Origin of the sequence: Vogesella sp., from assembly GCF_046297735.1 — a bacterium.
Lineage (GTDB): Bacteria > Pseudomonadota > Gammaproteobacteria > Burkholderiales > Chromobacteriaceae > Vogesella > Vogesella urethralis.
The window spans coordinates 77,111-91,940 of sequence record NZ_JBKBHK010000006.1 but is presented as its reverse complement, the minus strand read 5'-3'; the positions used below and the strand labels follow the sequence as shown (position 1 = coordinate 91,940).

Annotated in this window: 18 protein-coding genes and 1 tRNA gene; 15 read left to right on the top strand and 4 right to left on the bottom strand. The window is 60.9% G+C overall.

The window, feature by feature from the left end; all coding sequences use genetic code 11:
- The first annotated feature begins 133 nt into the window (after positions 1–133).
- From rpmI to ACK4FZ_RS09435, 7 genes are all read left to right on the top strand, one after another.
- A complete protein-coding gene (gene rpmI / locus ACK4FZ_RS09465; RefSeq protein WP_017507004.1) occupies positions 134–331 on the top strand; it encodes a 50S ribosomal protein L35 in 198 nt (65 codons plus the stop codon).
- 13 nt (positions 332–344) lie between these two features.
- Complete coding sequence (gene rplT / locus ACK4FZ_RS09460) at positions 345–701, top strand: 50S ribosomal protein L20 (protein ID WP_017507005.1); 357 nt, start codon at positions 345–347, stop codon at positions 699–701.
- 117 nt (positions 702–818) lie between these two features.
- Positions 819–1,805 (top strand): phenylalanine--tRNA ligase subunit alpha, encoded by a 987-nt coding sequence (gene pheS, locus ACK4FZ_RS09455; protein WP_144371893.1) that lies wholly within the window; start codon positions 819–821, stop codon positions 1,803–1,805.
- Positions 1,806–1,823: 18 nt separating this feature from the next.
- On the top strand, positions 1,824–4,184 hold the full coding sequence (pheT, locus tag ACK4FZ_RS09450) for a phenylalanine--tRNA ligase subunit beta (RefSeq protein WP_409820204.1): 2,361 nt from the start codon (positions 1,824–1,826) through the stop codon (positions 4,182–4,184).
- Positions 4,185–4,254: 70 nt separating this feature from the next.
- The gene (locus tag ACK4FZ_RS09445) at positions 4,255–4,557 is read left to right on the top strand and encodes an integration host factor subunit alpha (RefSeq protein ID WP_017507008.1); all 303 of its coding nucleotides are present in this window, start codon (positions 4,255–4,257) and stop codon (positions 4,555–4,557) included.
- The gene (locus tag ACK4FZ_RS09440) at positions 4,538–4,891 is read left to right on the top strand and encodes a MerR family transcriptional regulator (RefSeq protein WP_144371891.1); all 354 of its coding nucleotides are present in this window, start codon (positions 4,538–4,540) and stop codon (positions 4,889–4,891) included. The genes ACK4FZ_RS09445 and ACK4FZ_RS09440 overlap by 20 nt, the downstream gene beginning before the upstream one ends.
- Positions 4,892–4,921: 30 nt before the next feature.
- Positions 4,922–4,998 (top strand) — tRNA-Pro (locus ACK4FZ_RS09435).
- Between the two features lie 52 nt (positions 4,999–5,050).
- On the opposite strand, the gene ACK4FZ_RS09430 is transcribed toward ACK4FZ_RS09435, so the two are convergent.
- A complete protein-coding gene (locus ACK4FZ_RS09430; RefSeq protein WP_409820201.1) occupies positions 5,051–5,959 on the bottom strand; it encodes a LysR substrate-binding domain-containing protein in 909 nt (302 codons plus the stop codon).
- Between the two features lie 121 nt (positions 5,960–6,080).
- Between ACK4FZ_RS09430 and yfcF the strand changes: the two genes are divergently transcribed.
- Positions 6,081–6,716, top strand: a complete 636-nt coding sequence (gene yfcF / locus ACK4FZ_RS09425; protein ID WP_409820200.1) for a glutathione transferase — start codon at positions 6,081–6,083, stop codon at positions 6,714–6,716.
- Positions 6,717–6,819: 103 nt separating this feature from the next.
- On the opposite strand, the gene ACK4FZ_RS09420 is transcribed toward yfcF, so the two are convergent.
- Entirely contained in the window at positions 6,820–7,059 is a 240-nt protein-coding gene (locus ACK4FZ_RS09420; protein WP_409820197.1) for a hypothetical protein, read from the bottom strand.
- Positions 7,060–7,142: 83 nt separating this feature from the next.
- Here ACK4FZ_RS09420 and ACK4FZ_RS09415 point away from each other — a divergent pair, with 83 nt between their 5' ends.
- The 5 genes from ACK4FZ_RS09415 (at position 7,143) to ACK4FZ_RS09395 (ending at position 11,961) form a co-directional block, all read left to right on the top strand.
- The gene (locus ACK4FZ_RS09415; RefSeq protein ID WP_409820194.1) at positions 7,143–7,559 is read left to right on the top strand and encodes a DUF1289 domain-containing protein; all 417 of its coding nucleotides are present in this window, start codon (positions 7,143–7,145) and stop codon (positions 7,557–7,559) included.
- A 128-nt stretch (positions 7,560–7,687) separates the two neighbouring features.
- The gene (locus tag ACK4FZ_RS09410) at positions 7,688–8,284 is read left to right on the top strand and encodes a methyltransferase domain-containing protein (protein WP_409820191.1); all 597 of its coding nucleotides are present in this window, start codon (positions 7,688–7,690) and stop codon (positions 8,282–8,284) included.
- Positions 8,285–8,397: 113 nt separating this feature from the next.
- Positions 8,398–10,194 (top strand): methyl-accepting chemotaxis protein, encoded by a 1,797-nt coding sequence (locus ACK4FZ_RS09405; RefSeq protein ID WP_409820189.1) that lies wholly within the window; start codon positions 8,398–8,400, stop codon positions 10,192–10,194.
- A 110-nt stretch (positions 10,195–10,304) separates the two neighbouring features.
- Positions 10,305–11,099 carry a hypothetical protein gene (locus ACK4FZ_RS09400; protein WP_409820187.1) on the top strand — a complete coding sequence of 265 codons (795 nt, stop codon included), beginning with the start codon at positions 10,305–10,307 and terminating at the stop codon, positions 11,097–11,099.
- Positions 11,100–11,271: 172 nt separating this feature from the next.
- The gene (locus ACK4FZ_RS09395; protein ID WP_409820420.1) at positions 11,272–11,961 is read left to right on the top strand and encodes a substrate-binding periplasmic protein; all 690 of its coding nucleotides are present in this window, start codon (positions 11,272–11,274) and stop codon (positions 11,959–11,961) included.
- A 34-nt stretch (positions 11,962–11,995) separates the two neighbouring features.
- On the opposite strand, the gene ACK4FZ_RS09390 is transcribed toward ACK4FZ_RS09395, so the two are convergent.
- Positions 11,996–13,249, bottom strand: a complete 1,254-nt coding sequence (locus ACK4FZ_RS09390) for a TIGR03862 family flavoprotein (RefSeq protein ID WP_409820185.1) — start codon at positions 13,247–13,249, stop codon at positions 11,996–11,998.
- Positions 13,250–13,429: 180 nt separating this feature from the next.
- On the opposite strand from ACK4FZ_RS09390, the gene ACK4FZ_RS09385 reads away from it, so the two are divergent.
- Both ACK4FZ_RS09385 and ACK4FZ_RS09380 read left to right on the top strand, forming a co-directional pair.
- A complete protein-coding gene (locus tag ACK4FZ_RS09385; RefSeq protein ID WP_409820183.1) occupies positions 13,430–13,903 on the top strand; it encodes an NUDIX domain-containing protein in 474 nt (157 codons plus the stop codon).
- Complete coding sequence (locus tag ACK4FZ_RS09380) at positions 13,903–14,244, top strand: thioredoxin family protein (protein ID WP_409820181.1); 342 nt, start codon at positions 13,903–13,905, stop codon at positions 14,242–14,244. The genes ACK4FZ_RS09385 and ACK4FZ_RS09380 overlap by 1 nt, the downstream gene beginning before the upstream one ends.
- Positions 14,245–14,262: 18 nt before the next feature.
- On the opposite strand, the gene ACK4FZ_RS09375 is transcribed toward ACK4FZ_RS09380, so the two are convergent.
- Positions 14,263–14,829, bottom strand: coding sequence for a hypothetical protein (locus ACK4FZ_RS09375; protein WP_409820179.1), 567 nt, complete (start codon positions 14,827–14,829; stop codon positions 14,263–14,265).
- Between the last annotated feature and the right edge of the window lies 1 nt (position 14,830).

Genomic DNA, 14,830 nt, shown 5'->3' with positions numbered 1-14,830 from the left:
CGACACGGCAGGTTCGCCTGCCGTGTTGATTTTGTAGGCCGGCAACGGCTTGCAACAAAAGCGTGACGCAGTGGTTTCAAGTGCCTGTTGGCCACCCTGTGTCTAATCTAACGAAATTCAGCAGGAGATTTCCATGCCGAAGATGAAAACCAAATCGAGCGCGAAAAAGCGTCTCAAAGTGCTGGGCAATGGCGGCGTTAAGCGCTCCATGGCTTTCAAACGTCACATCCTGACCAAGAAAACCACCAAGAGCAAACGTCAACTGCGTGGTACCACCATGGTTCACGCTACCAACATGGCCTCTGTTCGCGCCATGATGCCTTACGCTTAAGGAGACCTGAAGAATGCCACGCGTAAAACGCGGTGTAACCGCACGTGCTCGTCACAAGAAAATCCTCGCCCTGGCGAAAGGCTACCGCGGCCGTCGCAAGAACGTCTACCGCATCGCCAAACAGGCGGTGATGAAAGCCGGTCAGTACGCCTACCGCGACCGTCGTCAGAAGAAGCGTCAGTTCCGTCAACTGTGGATTGCTCGTATCAACGCTGCAGCTCGTGAAAACGGCCTGCCGTACAGCAAATTCATGAACGGCCTGAAGAAAGCGCTGATCGAAATCGACCGTAAGGTACTGGCTGACCTGGCCGTATTCGACAAGCCGGCATTTGCGCTGATCGTTGAGAAAGCGAAAGCCGCCCTCGCTTAATCGCAGGACACTAAAAAGGGAGGCTTATGCCTCCCTTTTTTTTCGATTTGGCCCACGAGAGCATTCACCCGAGCGACCGCGTTCTGGTGAGTTTTCTTCCGCATACTGGTGCGACCCATGAGCAATGTTGACGTGATTCTCAAGGAAGGCCTGGCAGCCCTCGATACGGTTGCCGACCTCGTTGAACTGGAACAGGTCAAGGCCCGCTACCTTGGTAAGAGTGGCGCGCTGACCGAGCTTCTGAAACAGCTGGGCAAACTGTCGCCCGACGAGCGCAAGAGCGCCGGTGCTACCATCAACGCCGCCAAGCAGGCGTTCGAGACCCGTCACAACGAAGTGCGCGACGCCTTCAATGCCGCCAAGTTGGCCGCACAGCTGGCCGCCGAGTCGCTGGATGTCACCCTGCCGGGCCGTGGCAGCAAGCCCGCCGGCCTGCACCCGGTGACCCTGACGCTGGAACGCATTACCGGCCTGTTCGCCAGCATGGGCTTTGAAGTGGCCGACGGCCCGGAAATCGAAACCGATTTCCACAACTTCCAGGCGCTGAACATCCCGGAAAACCACCCCGCCCGCGCCATGCAGGACACCTTCTACGTGGAAGGCGGCGACGTGCTGCGTACCCATACCAGCCCGATCCAGGTGCGTTACATGCTGGACAACAAGCCGCCGATCAAGATCGTGGCGCCGGGCCGCGTGTACCGTGTGGATTCCGACGCGACCCACTCGCCGATGTTCCATCAGATGGAAGGCCTCTGGATCGACGAAAACGTCAGCTTTGCCGACCTCAAGGCCACGCTGACCGACTTCCTGCGCCGCTTCTTCGAGCGTGACGACCTGCAAGTGCGCTTCCGTCCGTCGTTCTTCCCGTTCACCGAAACCTCGGCCGAAATCGACGTGCTGGACGACCGTGGCCGCTGGCTGGAAGTAGGCGGTAGCGGCATGGTGCACCCGAACGTGCTGCGCAACGTTGGCATCGACCCGGAAAAATACATCGGCTTCGCCTTCGGTATCGGTCTGGACCGCTTCGCCATGCTGCGTTACGGCGTCAACGACCTGCGCCTGTTCTTCGAGAACGATCTGACCTTCCTGAAACAATTCAACTGATCGCGACGGAGACTCATCATGCAATTTTCCGAACAATGGCTGCGCAGCCGCGTTAACCCGTCGCTGAGCACAGACGAGCTGTCCTACCTGCTGACCATGGCAGGCCTGGAAGTGGAAGAAGTGACCCCGGCCGCCCCCGTTTTCAGTGGCGTGGTGATCGCCGAGGTGAAAGAGTGCGTCAAGCACGAAAACGCCGACCGCCTGCGCGTCACCAAAGTGGACGTTGGCAATGGCGAGCTGGTGCAGATCGTGTGCGGTGCGCCCAACGTGGCGGTAGGCGTCAAGGTGCCGTGCGCGCTGCCGGGCGCCATCCTGCCGGGCGACTTCAAGATCAAGCCGACCAAGATGCGTGGCGTCGAATCCGGCGGCATGCTGTGTTCCGGCAAAGAGCTGGGTGTGCCGGAAGACGTCGACGGCCTGATGCTGCTGCCGGCTGACGCGCCGGTGGGCCAGAATATCCGCGACTACCTGGGCCTGGACGACAGCCTGTTCACGCTGAAGATTACCCCGAACCGCGCCGACTGCCTGTCGATCCGCGGTATTGCCCGCGAAGTGGCCGCGCTGACCGGTAGCCAGCTGGCCGCCTGGGACATCGCCGCCGTGGCGCCACAAACCGACAGCAAACTGGCTGTCACCATCGCCGATAACGCACCGTGCGGCCGTTACGTTGGCCGCGTAGTGAAGAACGTCAACGCCGCCGCTGCCACCCCGGACTGGATGAAGCACCGTCTGGAACGCGCCGGCCTGCGCTCCATTTCCGCCATCGTCGACATCACCAACTACATCCTGCTGGAGCAGGGCCAGCCGATGCACGCCTTTGATCTGAGCAAGATCAACGGTGGCATTACCGTGCGCATGGCCGCCGACGGCGAGAAGCTGGTGTGCCTGAACGAAAAAGAAGTGGCGCTGACGCCGGACCTGATGGTGATCGCCGACGACCAGCAGCCTCTGGCCATCGCCGGCATCATGGGTGGCCTGGACAGTGGCGTGACCACCGCCAGCCGCGACATCTTCCTGGAAAGCGCCTTCTTCCAGCCTGAAGCCATCGCCGGCAAAGCCCGTGCCCTGGGCTTCGGCTCTGATTCCAGCTACCGCTACGAGCGCGGCGTGGATTTTGCCCTGCAGACCGAGGCCATCGAGCGCGCTACCGCGCTGGTGCTGGACATCTGCGGCGGCGAAGCCGGCCCGCTGACCGAAACCGTCGGCCAGCTGCCGCAACGCGGCAGCGTGACGGTGCGTACCGCCCGCGTGGCCAAGGTGCTGGGCGTAGCGCTGGGCGCCGAGCAGATTGCGGCCATCTTTACCCGTCTGGGCCTGGCCTTCGAGCAAAACGACGCCGGCTTCGTGGTGAGCGCACCGAGCTTCCGCTTCGACATCGCCATCGAAGAAGATCTGATCGAGGAAATCGCCCGCGTTTACGGCTACGACAACATCCCGGCCGAGGCACCGTTGGCCGCACAGACCATGCTGCCGCAGCCGGAAGGCCTGCGCGTGCGCAGCGACGTGCGCCGCCTGCTGGCCGGCCGCGATTTCCAGGAAATCGTCAGCTACGCCTTTGTGGAAGAAAAGTGGGAGCGTGATTTCGCCGGCAACGCCGACGCCATCCGCCTGCTGAACCCGATTGCCAGCCAGATGAGCGTGATGCGTTCTACGCTGATCGGCGGTCTGGTCGATACCCTGGCGGCCAACCTGAACCGCAAGCACAGCCGCGTGCGCGTGTTCGAAATCGCCCGTGTGTTCCGCAAGCAAGCCGACGGCAGCGTGCAGCAGCCGGAAGTGATTGCCGGCCTGGCGCACGGTAGCCGTGTTGACGAGCAGTGGGGCAGTAAAGCGGAACGCGTCGACTTCTACGACATCAAAGCCGACGTCGAGGCGCTGCTGGCGCCGCGCGTGGCGGCCTTCCGCAAAGCCGCGCATCCGGCCTTCCACCCTGGCCGATGTGCCGAGGTGCTGCTGGATGGCCAGGTGGTGGGTGTGCTGGGCGAGTTGCACCCGCAGTGGGTACAGGCTTACGGCCTGGCCAACGCACCGGTGCTGTTCGAGCTGGCAGTTGAGGCGGTAGAGCAGGTTGGCCGCGTGCAGTTGGCCGCGGTCAGCAAGTTCCAGCCGGTACGCCGCGACCTGGCGCTGGTGGTGGACGAGGCCGTCGAAGCCGCCTCGGTACAGGCTGCGATGCAGGCTGCTGCCAGCGAAGTGGTGCGCGAGCTGGCGCTGTTCGACGTTTACCGTGGCAAGGGTGTGGACGAGGGCAAGAAGAGCCTGGCGTTCCGCATCATCCTGCAAGCCGCCGACCGGACCCTGGTGGACGAGGAAGTGGAGCAGGCGGTGGCCGCCATGCTGGCTGCTGCCCAAGGCGCCGGTGCCGTGCTGCGCGCCTGATCATCAACCCCTTCGGCCACCCGCAAGGGCGGGTGGCCCCTGTAATATGATGTTGTAGTGAGGAATTGTCATGACGTTGACCAAAGCCGAACTGGCTGACCTGCTGTTTGATAAGGTGGGCCTGAACAAACGCGAAGCCAAGGACATGGTGGAATCTTTCTTCGAAGAGATCCGCGCCACCCTGGAAACCGGCACCAGCGTGAAACTGTCCGGTTTCGGTAACTTCCAGCTGCGCGACAAGCCGCAGCGCCCGGGCCGTAACCCCAAAACCGGCGAAGAGATTCCCATCACCGCCCGACGCGTGGTAACTTTCCATGCAAGTCAGAAACTCAAGGGAATGGTTGAACAACATCATGCCGACAAACAAGGCTGAGCTGCCGGCAATTCCGGCCAAGCGTTACTTCACCATCGGTGAAGTCAGCGAGCTGACGGGCGTCAAGCAGCACGTGCTGCGCTACTGGGAGCAGGAATTCTCCGAGCTGCGCAATGTGAAGCGTCGCGGTAACCGCCGCTACTACCAGCACGGCGAAGTGCTGCTGGTGCGTCGCATCCGCGACCTGCTGTACGACGACGGTTTCACGCTGCAAGGTGCACGCCAGCGCTTGCAGGGTGCCAGTGGCGAGCAGGCGCCGATGACGGCGCAGCAGGTCCGCGCCGAGCTGCAATCGATTATCGATTGGCTCGATATTTCGCTTGGCAAAGAGTGAGAATGGCCCTATAATTTTCACCTCTTTAGTCGGGGCGTAGCGCAGCCTGGTAGCGCACCTGCATGGGGTGCAGGGGGTCGGAAGTTCGAATCTTCTCGCCCCGACCAAAGACACCAATTCACAAAAAAGCCATCCGTTCGCGGGTGGCTTTTTTGCTTTTCAGCCCAGGTTCAGCCAGGCGGGCAGGCTTTGCCGGTAAGCGGCCATTTCCTGGTGCAGCCAGTCGCGAAAGTCGGCCTGCTTGCGGCTAAGCTGCGGATGCTGCGGCCAGACCAGCCAGAGCGACGACGGGTGTGGCACGCTCAGCGGGCTGAGCTGGCGCAGGCGGCCATCCGCCAGGTAGCGTGCCACCAGGCTGTAGCGCATCAGCGCCGCACCTTCGCCTTGCAGCACGGCAGCCAGCAGCAGGTTGCTGTCGTTAATCCACAGCGAGCCGGCGGGCGGCTCGGCCACCTGCGCCAGCTGGCACCAGCCATGCCATGATTCCACCGTGTGCACGATGGGGCTGGCTACGATCTGCGCCGGGCTCTGCGGCAGCCGCCCACCCAGAAAGTGGGGCGCAGCCACCACCACCAGCTGTTCCTGCAGCAATTCTTCCTGCTGCAGCCCTTGCCAGCCGCCACGCCCCATGCGAATGCCCATATCGATCTGGCCGTAGGCCAGCGGCTGGATATCCAGGCTGGCGTGCAGGGTGACGCGGTAATGCGGAAAGCGTTGCCGGAACGCGGGCAGCCGTGGCAGCAACCATTGCTGCGCAAAGGACGGCAGCACCGCCAGTACCAGCGACTGCTGTGGCGCCAGCGGTTGTTGCAGCTGGCGGGTAGCGTCGGCCAGCTCGGCCAGCGTCACCCGCACTTTCAGCGCGTAGGTGCGCCCGGCCTCGCTCAGCTGCAGCTTGCGGCCAACCTTGCTGAACAGCGAGATCGCCAGCTGGCTTTCCAGCAATTTGAGCTGCTGGCTGACGGCGGAGTGGGTGATGCACAGTTCATCGGCAGCACGGCTGACGCTACCCAAGCGGGCGACGGCCTCGAAGCTGCGCAGTGCGGAGAGGGGCGGTAGGCTATTCATGTAAGTGATACTAACGGAAATGGCGAGAAATCATCGATTTTCAGCTGATATGACAGGCCCTAGACTCTTAACTAGCCAATTTTATTAGACTTGCTAACGCCATCCTTTGTCTGGAGATCACATGGAAAACCTGCAACTGTACGTCGATCAGCGCTTTCTCAGCCCATATGCCTTGTCGGCATTCGTGGTGCTGCACGAGAAGGGGCTGCCCTTTGCCTGCCATGGCGTAGACCTGGACGCTGGTGACAACCTGCTGCCCGACTATGCCAACGCTTCATTGACGGCCAGGGTGCCGTTGCTGGTTGACGGGGATTTCCGGCTGTCGGAGTCGTCGGCGATTGCCGAGTACCTGGAGGCGCGTTACCCCGCGCCGGCGTATGCCGCTGTGTATCCGCAGGACGAGCAGCAGCGGGCGCGTGCGCGACAGGTCCAGGCCTGGCTGCGTAGCGATCTGCTGCCGCTGCGCGAGCAGCGCAATACCGAAGTGGTGTTCCTGCGGCCAGTGTCCACGCCGCTGGACGAGGCTGGCCAGCGCGCGGCCGCCAAGCTGATCCGCGTGGCAGAAGCCTGCCTGGCTGATGGTGCGGCCAACCTGTTCGGCGATTGGTGCATTGCCGATACCGACCTGGCTGTGATGCTGCTGCGTTTGGTCAATAATGGTGACGCGGTGCCGGACAGGCTGGCCGATTACGCACGCCGGCAGTGGCAGCGCCCGTCGGTGCAGGCCTGGCTGGCCCGCCAGCCTGCGCAGGGGTAAGCGGCTGACGCGACGGCAGCTTTCTGCTATGTTGCCGGTCGCTTAGTCAAGGCAACAGAGCCACCGCGTGCGGTGGCTTTGTTGTTTGCCGGTAGGCGGGCACTCAGGCGCCGTCGAGGTAGTCGTAGCCGGGCCAGTCCAGCTGGTAGGCCGGGCGGTTTTTGGCGATCACGACGCGCTTGAGCATGCCGGCACGCAGCAGGTAATCCAGCTGTTCGCGTACGTGCTCGCTGTGGCCGGCGGGTTGCAGATGGTGCAGGATGCGGGTTTCTTCCAGGCTGGCGGGAGCCCGGCTGCGCAGCATCTTCAGGATGCGGTAGATCAGTGCTTCGTCGCGTTGCATGGTGTGTGTTGTGTGAACTATTAGTTAAATTTATTTATCAATCATATGGCGTTATTCGTCAAGAAACGTGAATTTATTGTTACATGTCATCGCTAACCAGTCCGCCTGATACCCCGTGCATCGGGGTGTGTTCCACCGCCATCGGCGACGACGTTTGCCTGGGTTGCGCCCGTACCTTTGCCGAAATCAGCTTCTGGGCCGAGATGAGCGAGGCGCAAAAAGCCGCCAGTTGGGCACGCTTGCCGGTGCGCAGGGTGTGGCTGGCGGTCGTTAAGCCACTGCAGGGGCATCTGGACATTGCAGGGCAAGGTGATAGCGAGCAAGCCCGCTTTACCTTGCCAGACGGGCGCCATCTGCTGCTGGGGCAGCCTTATCTTCAAGATGGCCGCCGCCTGCTACCGCTGTCTTGTGCTGGTAGACAAACGTTGCTGGAGGTGTCGCTGCCAAGTTGGCCGCAGCAACTGCATGCTTTCATGGCCAGCGTAGCGCAAGGTCAGTGACTGCGTGTTGGCCGCAGCGTGGTGTCTGCCACAGATTTGTTACAGATAACCGCGCTGTCGTGGCGGTTTCTTGAGATGGCAAGCTATAAAATGCTATGTTCATCGCTTGATCGAACCAAGGCAGCAGCATGGCACAAGACAGTAGCAAGGCGGACTTTTGGGATGTTCGCTACCAAAACAAGGTCACGCCCTGGGATAGCGAAGGCTTGCCCGAGGGGTTTGAGGTTCAGGCGCAAGCCTTGCTGCAAGCCAGCCCAAGCCTGCGCGTGTTGATTCCCGGCTGTGGTACTGCCTATGAACTCGCTTGGCTGCAGCAACAGGGTGCCGATGCGGTAGCGTTTGATTTCAGTGCCCAGGCGGTTGCGCGGGCGCGGCAGGCATTTCCTGCGCTAGCTGATCGTATCCTGGAAGCCGATTTTTTCGGCACTGCGGTAGATGGTCAGTGGGGCTGGGTTTACGAGCGAGCGTTTTTGTGCGCGTTGCCACCCAAACTGGCTGTGGCATATGCCGAGCGGATGGCCAGGCTTGTGGCGCCCGGGGGGGTGTTGGCGGGTTATTTCTTCTTGCGTACTCAAGCTAAAGGGCCACCTTTCGGCATGTCACTTGAAGCCTTGCAGCAAATTCTCGCTCCGTACTTTATGCTGCAAAAGCAGCTACCGCTTTCACACTCCTTACCGGTTTTTGCACCTGACGAGTACTGGCTACAGTGGCAAAGACGAGTTTGAGTATTGATAACTATCAACAGAGATTGAATAGTAATTGCATTTATTTGTAGATACTATATATAAATACGGCCAAATCACGCCCCAAGCCGATAAAAACGAGAGGAGAGCACGCGATGGACTGGTTCTGGAAGACTTACTTCCTCATCGAAAAAACATTCTGGAACTCTCTTACCAAGAAGCTGTGCAGTTTCTTCTTCATCAGCTTGTTCCAGTTGATACTCATCGCTTACGTTTACCTCTCGCTGGAAGAAATCCGCACTCTGGTTAGTGCTCAGCAATTAAATGCAGACATGCTGGCGCAGGTGCACGCGCTGCTGGACCGGACTATCTACTGGTCGTTTGGCATCTGGGCAGTATCGCTGCTGTTCATCGCCTTCATGGTCTGGTACTTGCGCTATCTGATCGTGCGGCCGCTACAGATGATCATCAATATTTTCCGTGAGATCGGCGCCGGTGAGGGCGACCTGTCGCGCGAGATTCCTACCATTACCTACGACGAGATTCGCGATCTGTCGCTGTCGTATAACGTGTTTCTGAAAAAGATGCGCGAGATCATCAGCAATGTGCGCACCATGACCATGCGCATTGCGATGGATTCGGCGCGGACCCGCAAGAATATTACCCTGTCGGTAGGCAGCGCCAGTGAGCAAGCGGCGTTGGCTGGGCAGGTTAGCAGCGCCAGTGCCCGTTCCACGGAAGGGGTGATCCAGGTATCCAGCGATACGCAGCAGATTTCGGCCAACACTTTGCATAATCTGGAAGTGGCGCGTGCCTCTTATGCTGAGCTGCAGGACGCGGCACAGAAAATCGGCGGTGTCAGTGAGCGGGTCAATACCTTCAACGGTACGGTGGACGAGCTCAACCGCCGCTCTGCCAGCATCAAGACCATTGCCGACTTGATCAAGGATGTTTCAGAACAAACCAACCTGTTGGCGTTGAATGCAGCCATCGAAGCTGCGCGTGCAGGTGAGGCCGGTCGCGGCTTTGCCGTGGTGGCAGATGAGGTGCGCAAGCTGGCCGAACGGGTAAAGGTGGCTACCGACGAAATCAGCGGCAATATCGATGGCATGCTGAGCCTGGTGCAGAACACCAAGGATGAAACTGCCATCATTACCCGTGATACCGGAGAGGCGCGTGAAGTGGTGGATCGATCTTCGCACCACTTTGGCCGCATGATGGGCGACTTCGAAAACACCGCGGGCCGCATGGCGCAGATCGCCAGTACCATGAACGAATTTGCTAGTGCCAACCAGCAGATTGCGGCCAACGTAGCCCAGATCAGCAAGCTCAGTGATGATGTCTCGGTCAACCTGAAGCAGTCCGAGCAAGACTCCGTCAAGCTCTCGGGTGCTGCCGAGGAGGTGCAAGAGCTGGTTGCGCGTTTTGTATTGGGTGAGGGGGTGCTGGATGAAACCATCGCGCACGCTCGCCAGGCGCTGCAGACGCTGGTACAGGTGTTGGAGCAGGCTCAGCAGCAAGGCTGTGACATCTTCGATCAGCGTTACCAGCCCATTCCCGGTACTCTGCCAGCCAAATACCACACCAGCTACGATGCGCGTCTTGAGCAGCAACTACAGCACGTTTACGACCGCGTGGTGGAGCAGGTACAAGGTGGTCGTTTCTGCTTGCTGGTGGACAATAACGGGTACGCACCTACCCACAACAGTTTTTACTCCAAGCCTGCCACTGGTAACCCGCAGCAGGATTTGGTCAATAGTCGCGACAAGCGCATTTTCAACGATCCGACCGGCCTGAAATCGGCGCGCAACAAACACCCGTTCCTGTTGCAGACCTATATGCGTGATACCGGCGAGATTCTGTCCGAGATCGCGCTACCGGTGATGATTGGTGGCCGCCACTGGGGGGCCATTCGCGTCGGTTTCGACCCCGGTACCCTGTTTGTCAAATAAGGAGCCTGCCAACCGTAAGGCCGGCTATTGCCGTCACCTGTGCTGACCGCTATCTTGTCCTTCGGTTTGCTGCCGGATAGCTATAGTGTGATCAGGCGGGGAGGGCGCGCATGTACCTGTTAATCGGATGGTGTGTGTTGTGGTGGTCTGCGTGGGTGCACGCCGACGACATGGTGTTGCGTGTGATGTCGCGTGCTACGCAAGGCGAGGCCTACTTTCATGGCTTGCTTGGCGCAGCCATGTCTGCGGCTGGCAGCCCGGTGCGGCTGCAGCCGCTGCAGGAGATGCCCAATGCCCGTGCCGAACTGCTGCTGCAGCAAGGCAAGCTGGATTTGCACTGGTTTGTCCGTACTGCGCAGCGCGATAAGCAGTTTTTGCGGGTAGACGTACCGCTTACCGAAGGCATGATGGGTCGTCGTGTGCTGATGGTACCGCCCAAGTACGCTAACGAGTATGTCGCTTACCGCTCGCTACAGGATGTGCAGCAAAGCGGCAAAGTGGCTGCCATGGCCCATGGCTGGGCCGATATTGCCATCTGGCAGTACAACGGCCTGCCGGTTTCGCCGCAGCGCTTGTCGGTACCCGAGTTGTATCGTCTCGTTGCCCAAGGTGGTCGTGGCATGCATTACTTTCCCAGAAGTGTCATCGAGATAGAGACGGAGCGTGATCATCATGCCGGTTTGGTGCCCGCCCGCGGCATCATGCTGGTGTACGCGCAGGATTGTTACTTTTATGTGTCACCCCGGCGTCCGGAATTGCAACGCAGCCTGCAGCTTGCCTTGCAACAGGCGCAAGCCAGCGGCTTGCGCCAACGTTTGTTCCGTCAACATTACGCTGCGGCATTATCAGCACTGGAACTCGACAAGCGTCATGTGCTGAAGTTGAAGTTGCCTGCGTCTTCCTGAGTGGTGTGCGTGCGGGCTTCACGCTGTTTTTCTTGCTGCGTCATGCCAGCATCGTGCAGACTGCGAGTGTCGATGCTTTGGCAGGAGGCTGAACTTGCGGGCTTTTCCTTTTAGATGGCTTGCCGGTTTCGTACCGGGTGCCTTGCTGCTGCCGCTTGCCCAGGCCGAGCCAGTGAAAATCTGCGCAGAATCCTGGCCGCCATTTCTGTTTCGCAACAGCAATGGTGACGTTACCGGCATGGCGGCGCAGTGGATAACGCGTGCGGCGCAGCAGGCCGGTCTGCAGCCATCGTTCCAGTTTTTGTCCTTGCCCAGTTGTCGCAGGTTGGCCGCAGCCGGCATGGTGGATGCGTTGGCATTCACGCCCAGCAAAGAACAGCTGGAAGGCTGGTTGCTTACCCGCGAGCCTATGGTGTTCTGGGTGCTGACGGCTTTTGTACCTTACCAGTCGCCGCACCGCGCTTTCCAGGATCTGGCGCAGTTCAGCGGTCAGCGCGTAGGATGGGGGCAGTTCTATCGCTACCCGGATCGTCTTGCACTAAAACGTGATTGGGAGCGGGTAAAGGCGTTCGATGCCGAGGCCGTGTTTACCTTGCTGGTTCGCGGCAGGGTAAGCGTTGTGTTTGATGATGAACGCTTTGTCGACCATGCCTTGCCACAAAACATTCGCATGCAATTGCGTGCCCTGCATCCGGCAGCTGCTGCCATGGCGCAGCCGGTAGTCGTCAGGCCGGGTCTGGGCGTGTTTGCCCAAGCGCTTGACAGAGAAGCGCGAGACTTGCGTCGTCAAGGGGTGCTTGATCGCTTCTACCGCCAGCATTATCACACCCCGCTGGATACGCTGCTTGCCACCGCTGATTAGGTCGCAAGGCTGGCCTTGCCCTGGCGGCCTTGTTTTAGTGCTGTTCTGCCAACCACTGCAGTGCCGCCATCCCCGCTGCGCGGCCGCTGGCAAAGCAGGCGGTTAACAGATAGCCGCCGGTCGGCGCCTCCCAGTCCAGCATTTCCCCCGCACAGAAGACGCCTGGCAGTGCCTGCAACATGCCACTTTCACTCATTGCTTCAAAGCGGACTCCGCCGGCGGTACTGATGGCTTCATCGATGGGGCGTGTGGCGTACAGCGTCAGTGGTAGTGCCTTGATGGCCTTGGCCAGTGTGGCCATGTCGGTAAAGCTGTCCTTGTCCAGTAATTCGCGCAGCAGGCCGGCCTTGGCACCGTCCAGCCCGCATTGCTTGCGCAGGTGGTTGGCCAGCGAGGCGGCGCCCCGGCCGCGTTGCAGCTCGGCCAGCAGGCGTTCCGGGCTGCGGTCGGGCAGCAGGTCCAGCCAGACCGTGGCCTGGCCGTCGCGCGCGATGGCGTCGCGGATGGCGGCGCTGAAGGCATAGATCAGGTTGCCTTCCACACCGCTGGCCGTCAGCACGAATTCGCCGCGGCGGCTGCAAGGTTGGCCGCAGGCGTCCACGAACGACAGCGTGACGCCTTTTAGCGCAGCGCCGGCAAACTTGGTGGCAAAGTGTTCGCTCCACGGCCGTTCGAAGCCGCAGTTGGCGGGCTGCAGCGGGGCGATGTCAACGCCGCGCTCGGCCAGTAGCGGTAGCCAGCGGCCATCCGACCCGAGCTTGGCCCAGCTGCCACCGCCCAGTGCCAGGATGACGGCATCGCCCTGCCAGCAGGCCTCCCCGTCCGGGGTGGCAAAGCGCAGGCTGCCATCGGCGTACCAGCCCGTCCAGCGATGGCGCACGTGAAGCTGCATGCCGGCTTCGCGCAAGCGTGCCAGCCATGCGCGCAGCAGCGGCGCGGCTTTCATCTCGCGCGGAAACACCTTGCCCGAACTGCCGACAAACGTTTCAATGCCCAGCCCGTGTACCCAGGCACGCAGCGCGTCAGCGTTGAACGCATCCAGCATGGGTGCCAGCGCGGCCTGGCGCGGGCCATAGCGACGATAGAACGCGTCCTGCGCTTCGCTATGGGTAATGTTCATGCCGCCGACGCCGGCCAGCAGGAACTTGCGCCCGGGCGACGGCATGGCGTCGAAGACGTCTACCGCTACGCCGGCTTGCAGCAGCGTTTCGGCGGCCATAAGGCCAGCGGGTCCGCCGCCGACGATGGCTACGCGGGCTGGCGGGGTGGCATTCGGGGCGTGGTTCATGGTGGTGTCTCTTGTTTGCTGGTGTCGGCCGAGGCGGGCCGGCGATTGTACCCAATAGCGGGCAAAAGCCAAGGCTGGCCAGCATTTCATCTGGCTGGCATTTGCCGCCGCTTGGCCCGACTGATTACAATCGCGGCCAACTAATTGAGTTGTATCTATTTTTGAGTGGTATTTATCGTTATGAGCTTTAATCGAGCGCCCCGTTTTGAGACGCGCCTGTCGCCAGACCTGCCGCGTCGTGCCACCGCCATCATCGAGCTGCCCGACGGCGTCTTGATGACGGCCCCTGCCAGTGGTCGTTTTACCTTGCCTGGCGGTGTATCCCTGCGCGGTGAACTGCGCTCGCAGGCGTTGCTGCGCCAGATTCGCGAACAAACCGGTTTGCGTATCAACTCCATGTTGTACCTCTTCGACCACATCACCCAGCACAACGCGCACAAGGTGTATCTGTGCATTGCCCAGGGCCAGGCACGTTTGCAGGAGGGCGGGGCGCGCATGACGGTGGTGGATTCGCCCGACAGCACGATGGACATTCATATCGAGTCGCGTGCCATTCTGCGGCGCTATGCCAAGCTGCGTGGTGAGGAAGGCCCTAAGAGTGAAGCGGTGCGTGCCTTCCTGCAACTGGCCCGTTATATCGCCAAGGTAGATTGATGCGGGCCTGGCAAACGCTGGACGAGTTCGATTTTGACGCCCGCCTGGCCGCTACGTGCGGTATCGGCTTGGTGATGTTCGGCCAACCGCATTGCGGCGCTTGCCGTGGCTGGCAGGCTCAGCTGCCGCAATGGTTGGCCGCGGACGCTATTGACCTGTGGTACGTCGACGTCGCGCAAAGCCAAGCACTGGCGAACCGTTTCGAGTTGTTCCAGCTACCAGCTTTCGCTTTGTACCGCGATGGTGTGTTTCACGCCATGTGGCAAAGCCCGTTTGCGGCCAAGCAGGTGCATGCCAGCCTGGCCGCCGCGCTGGCGGCGCCAGCGCAGGAGGAGCCCTGAACCGTTCGCAGCGACTACTTAGCCGCCGTTGGCGATGGCTTGCATCACCTCGGCAGGGAGCAGGCTGACGCCGACGCTGGCAGCAACGCTAACCACTGACGCCATCAGCAGGACGCCTGCCGGGGCGAACAATAGCGTGCCACCCAGTACCCGTAGCACGCTGGCACCGCTCAGCTGCGACAGCGCCCGTACGATGATGAACAGACCAAAGGCGCTTAGCGCCATGGTGAGACCGCGGCCAACGTCGTCCGGTAGCCAGCTGGCGAGCGGGTCCAGCAGCTTGATCATATTGGCGGCTGTTACCAAACCGATCAGCGGCAACTCAAGGCGGTAGCCGGCGCGCTGCAGCCACCAGCGCATGAAGATGGCGTACAGCGTGGTTTCCATCAGCACGTACAGTGTGAAAAACAGCGACATGGCCAACGGCTGGCCACTAGCGCCGTCGGCGTGCGCCGCGGCGGCGGTCATCACCCCCAGCGCGGCAAAGGCTGCCAGCAAATGAGGCAACGGGTACTGGTATTGCGCCAGCGGCGCTGTACGCAGGCGCAGCAGGTCGATGGCGTCGTGGATGAGCGGCACATTCATG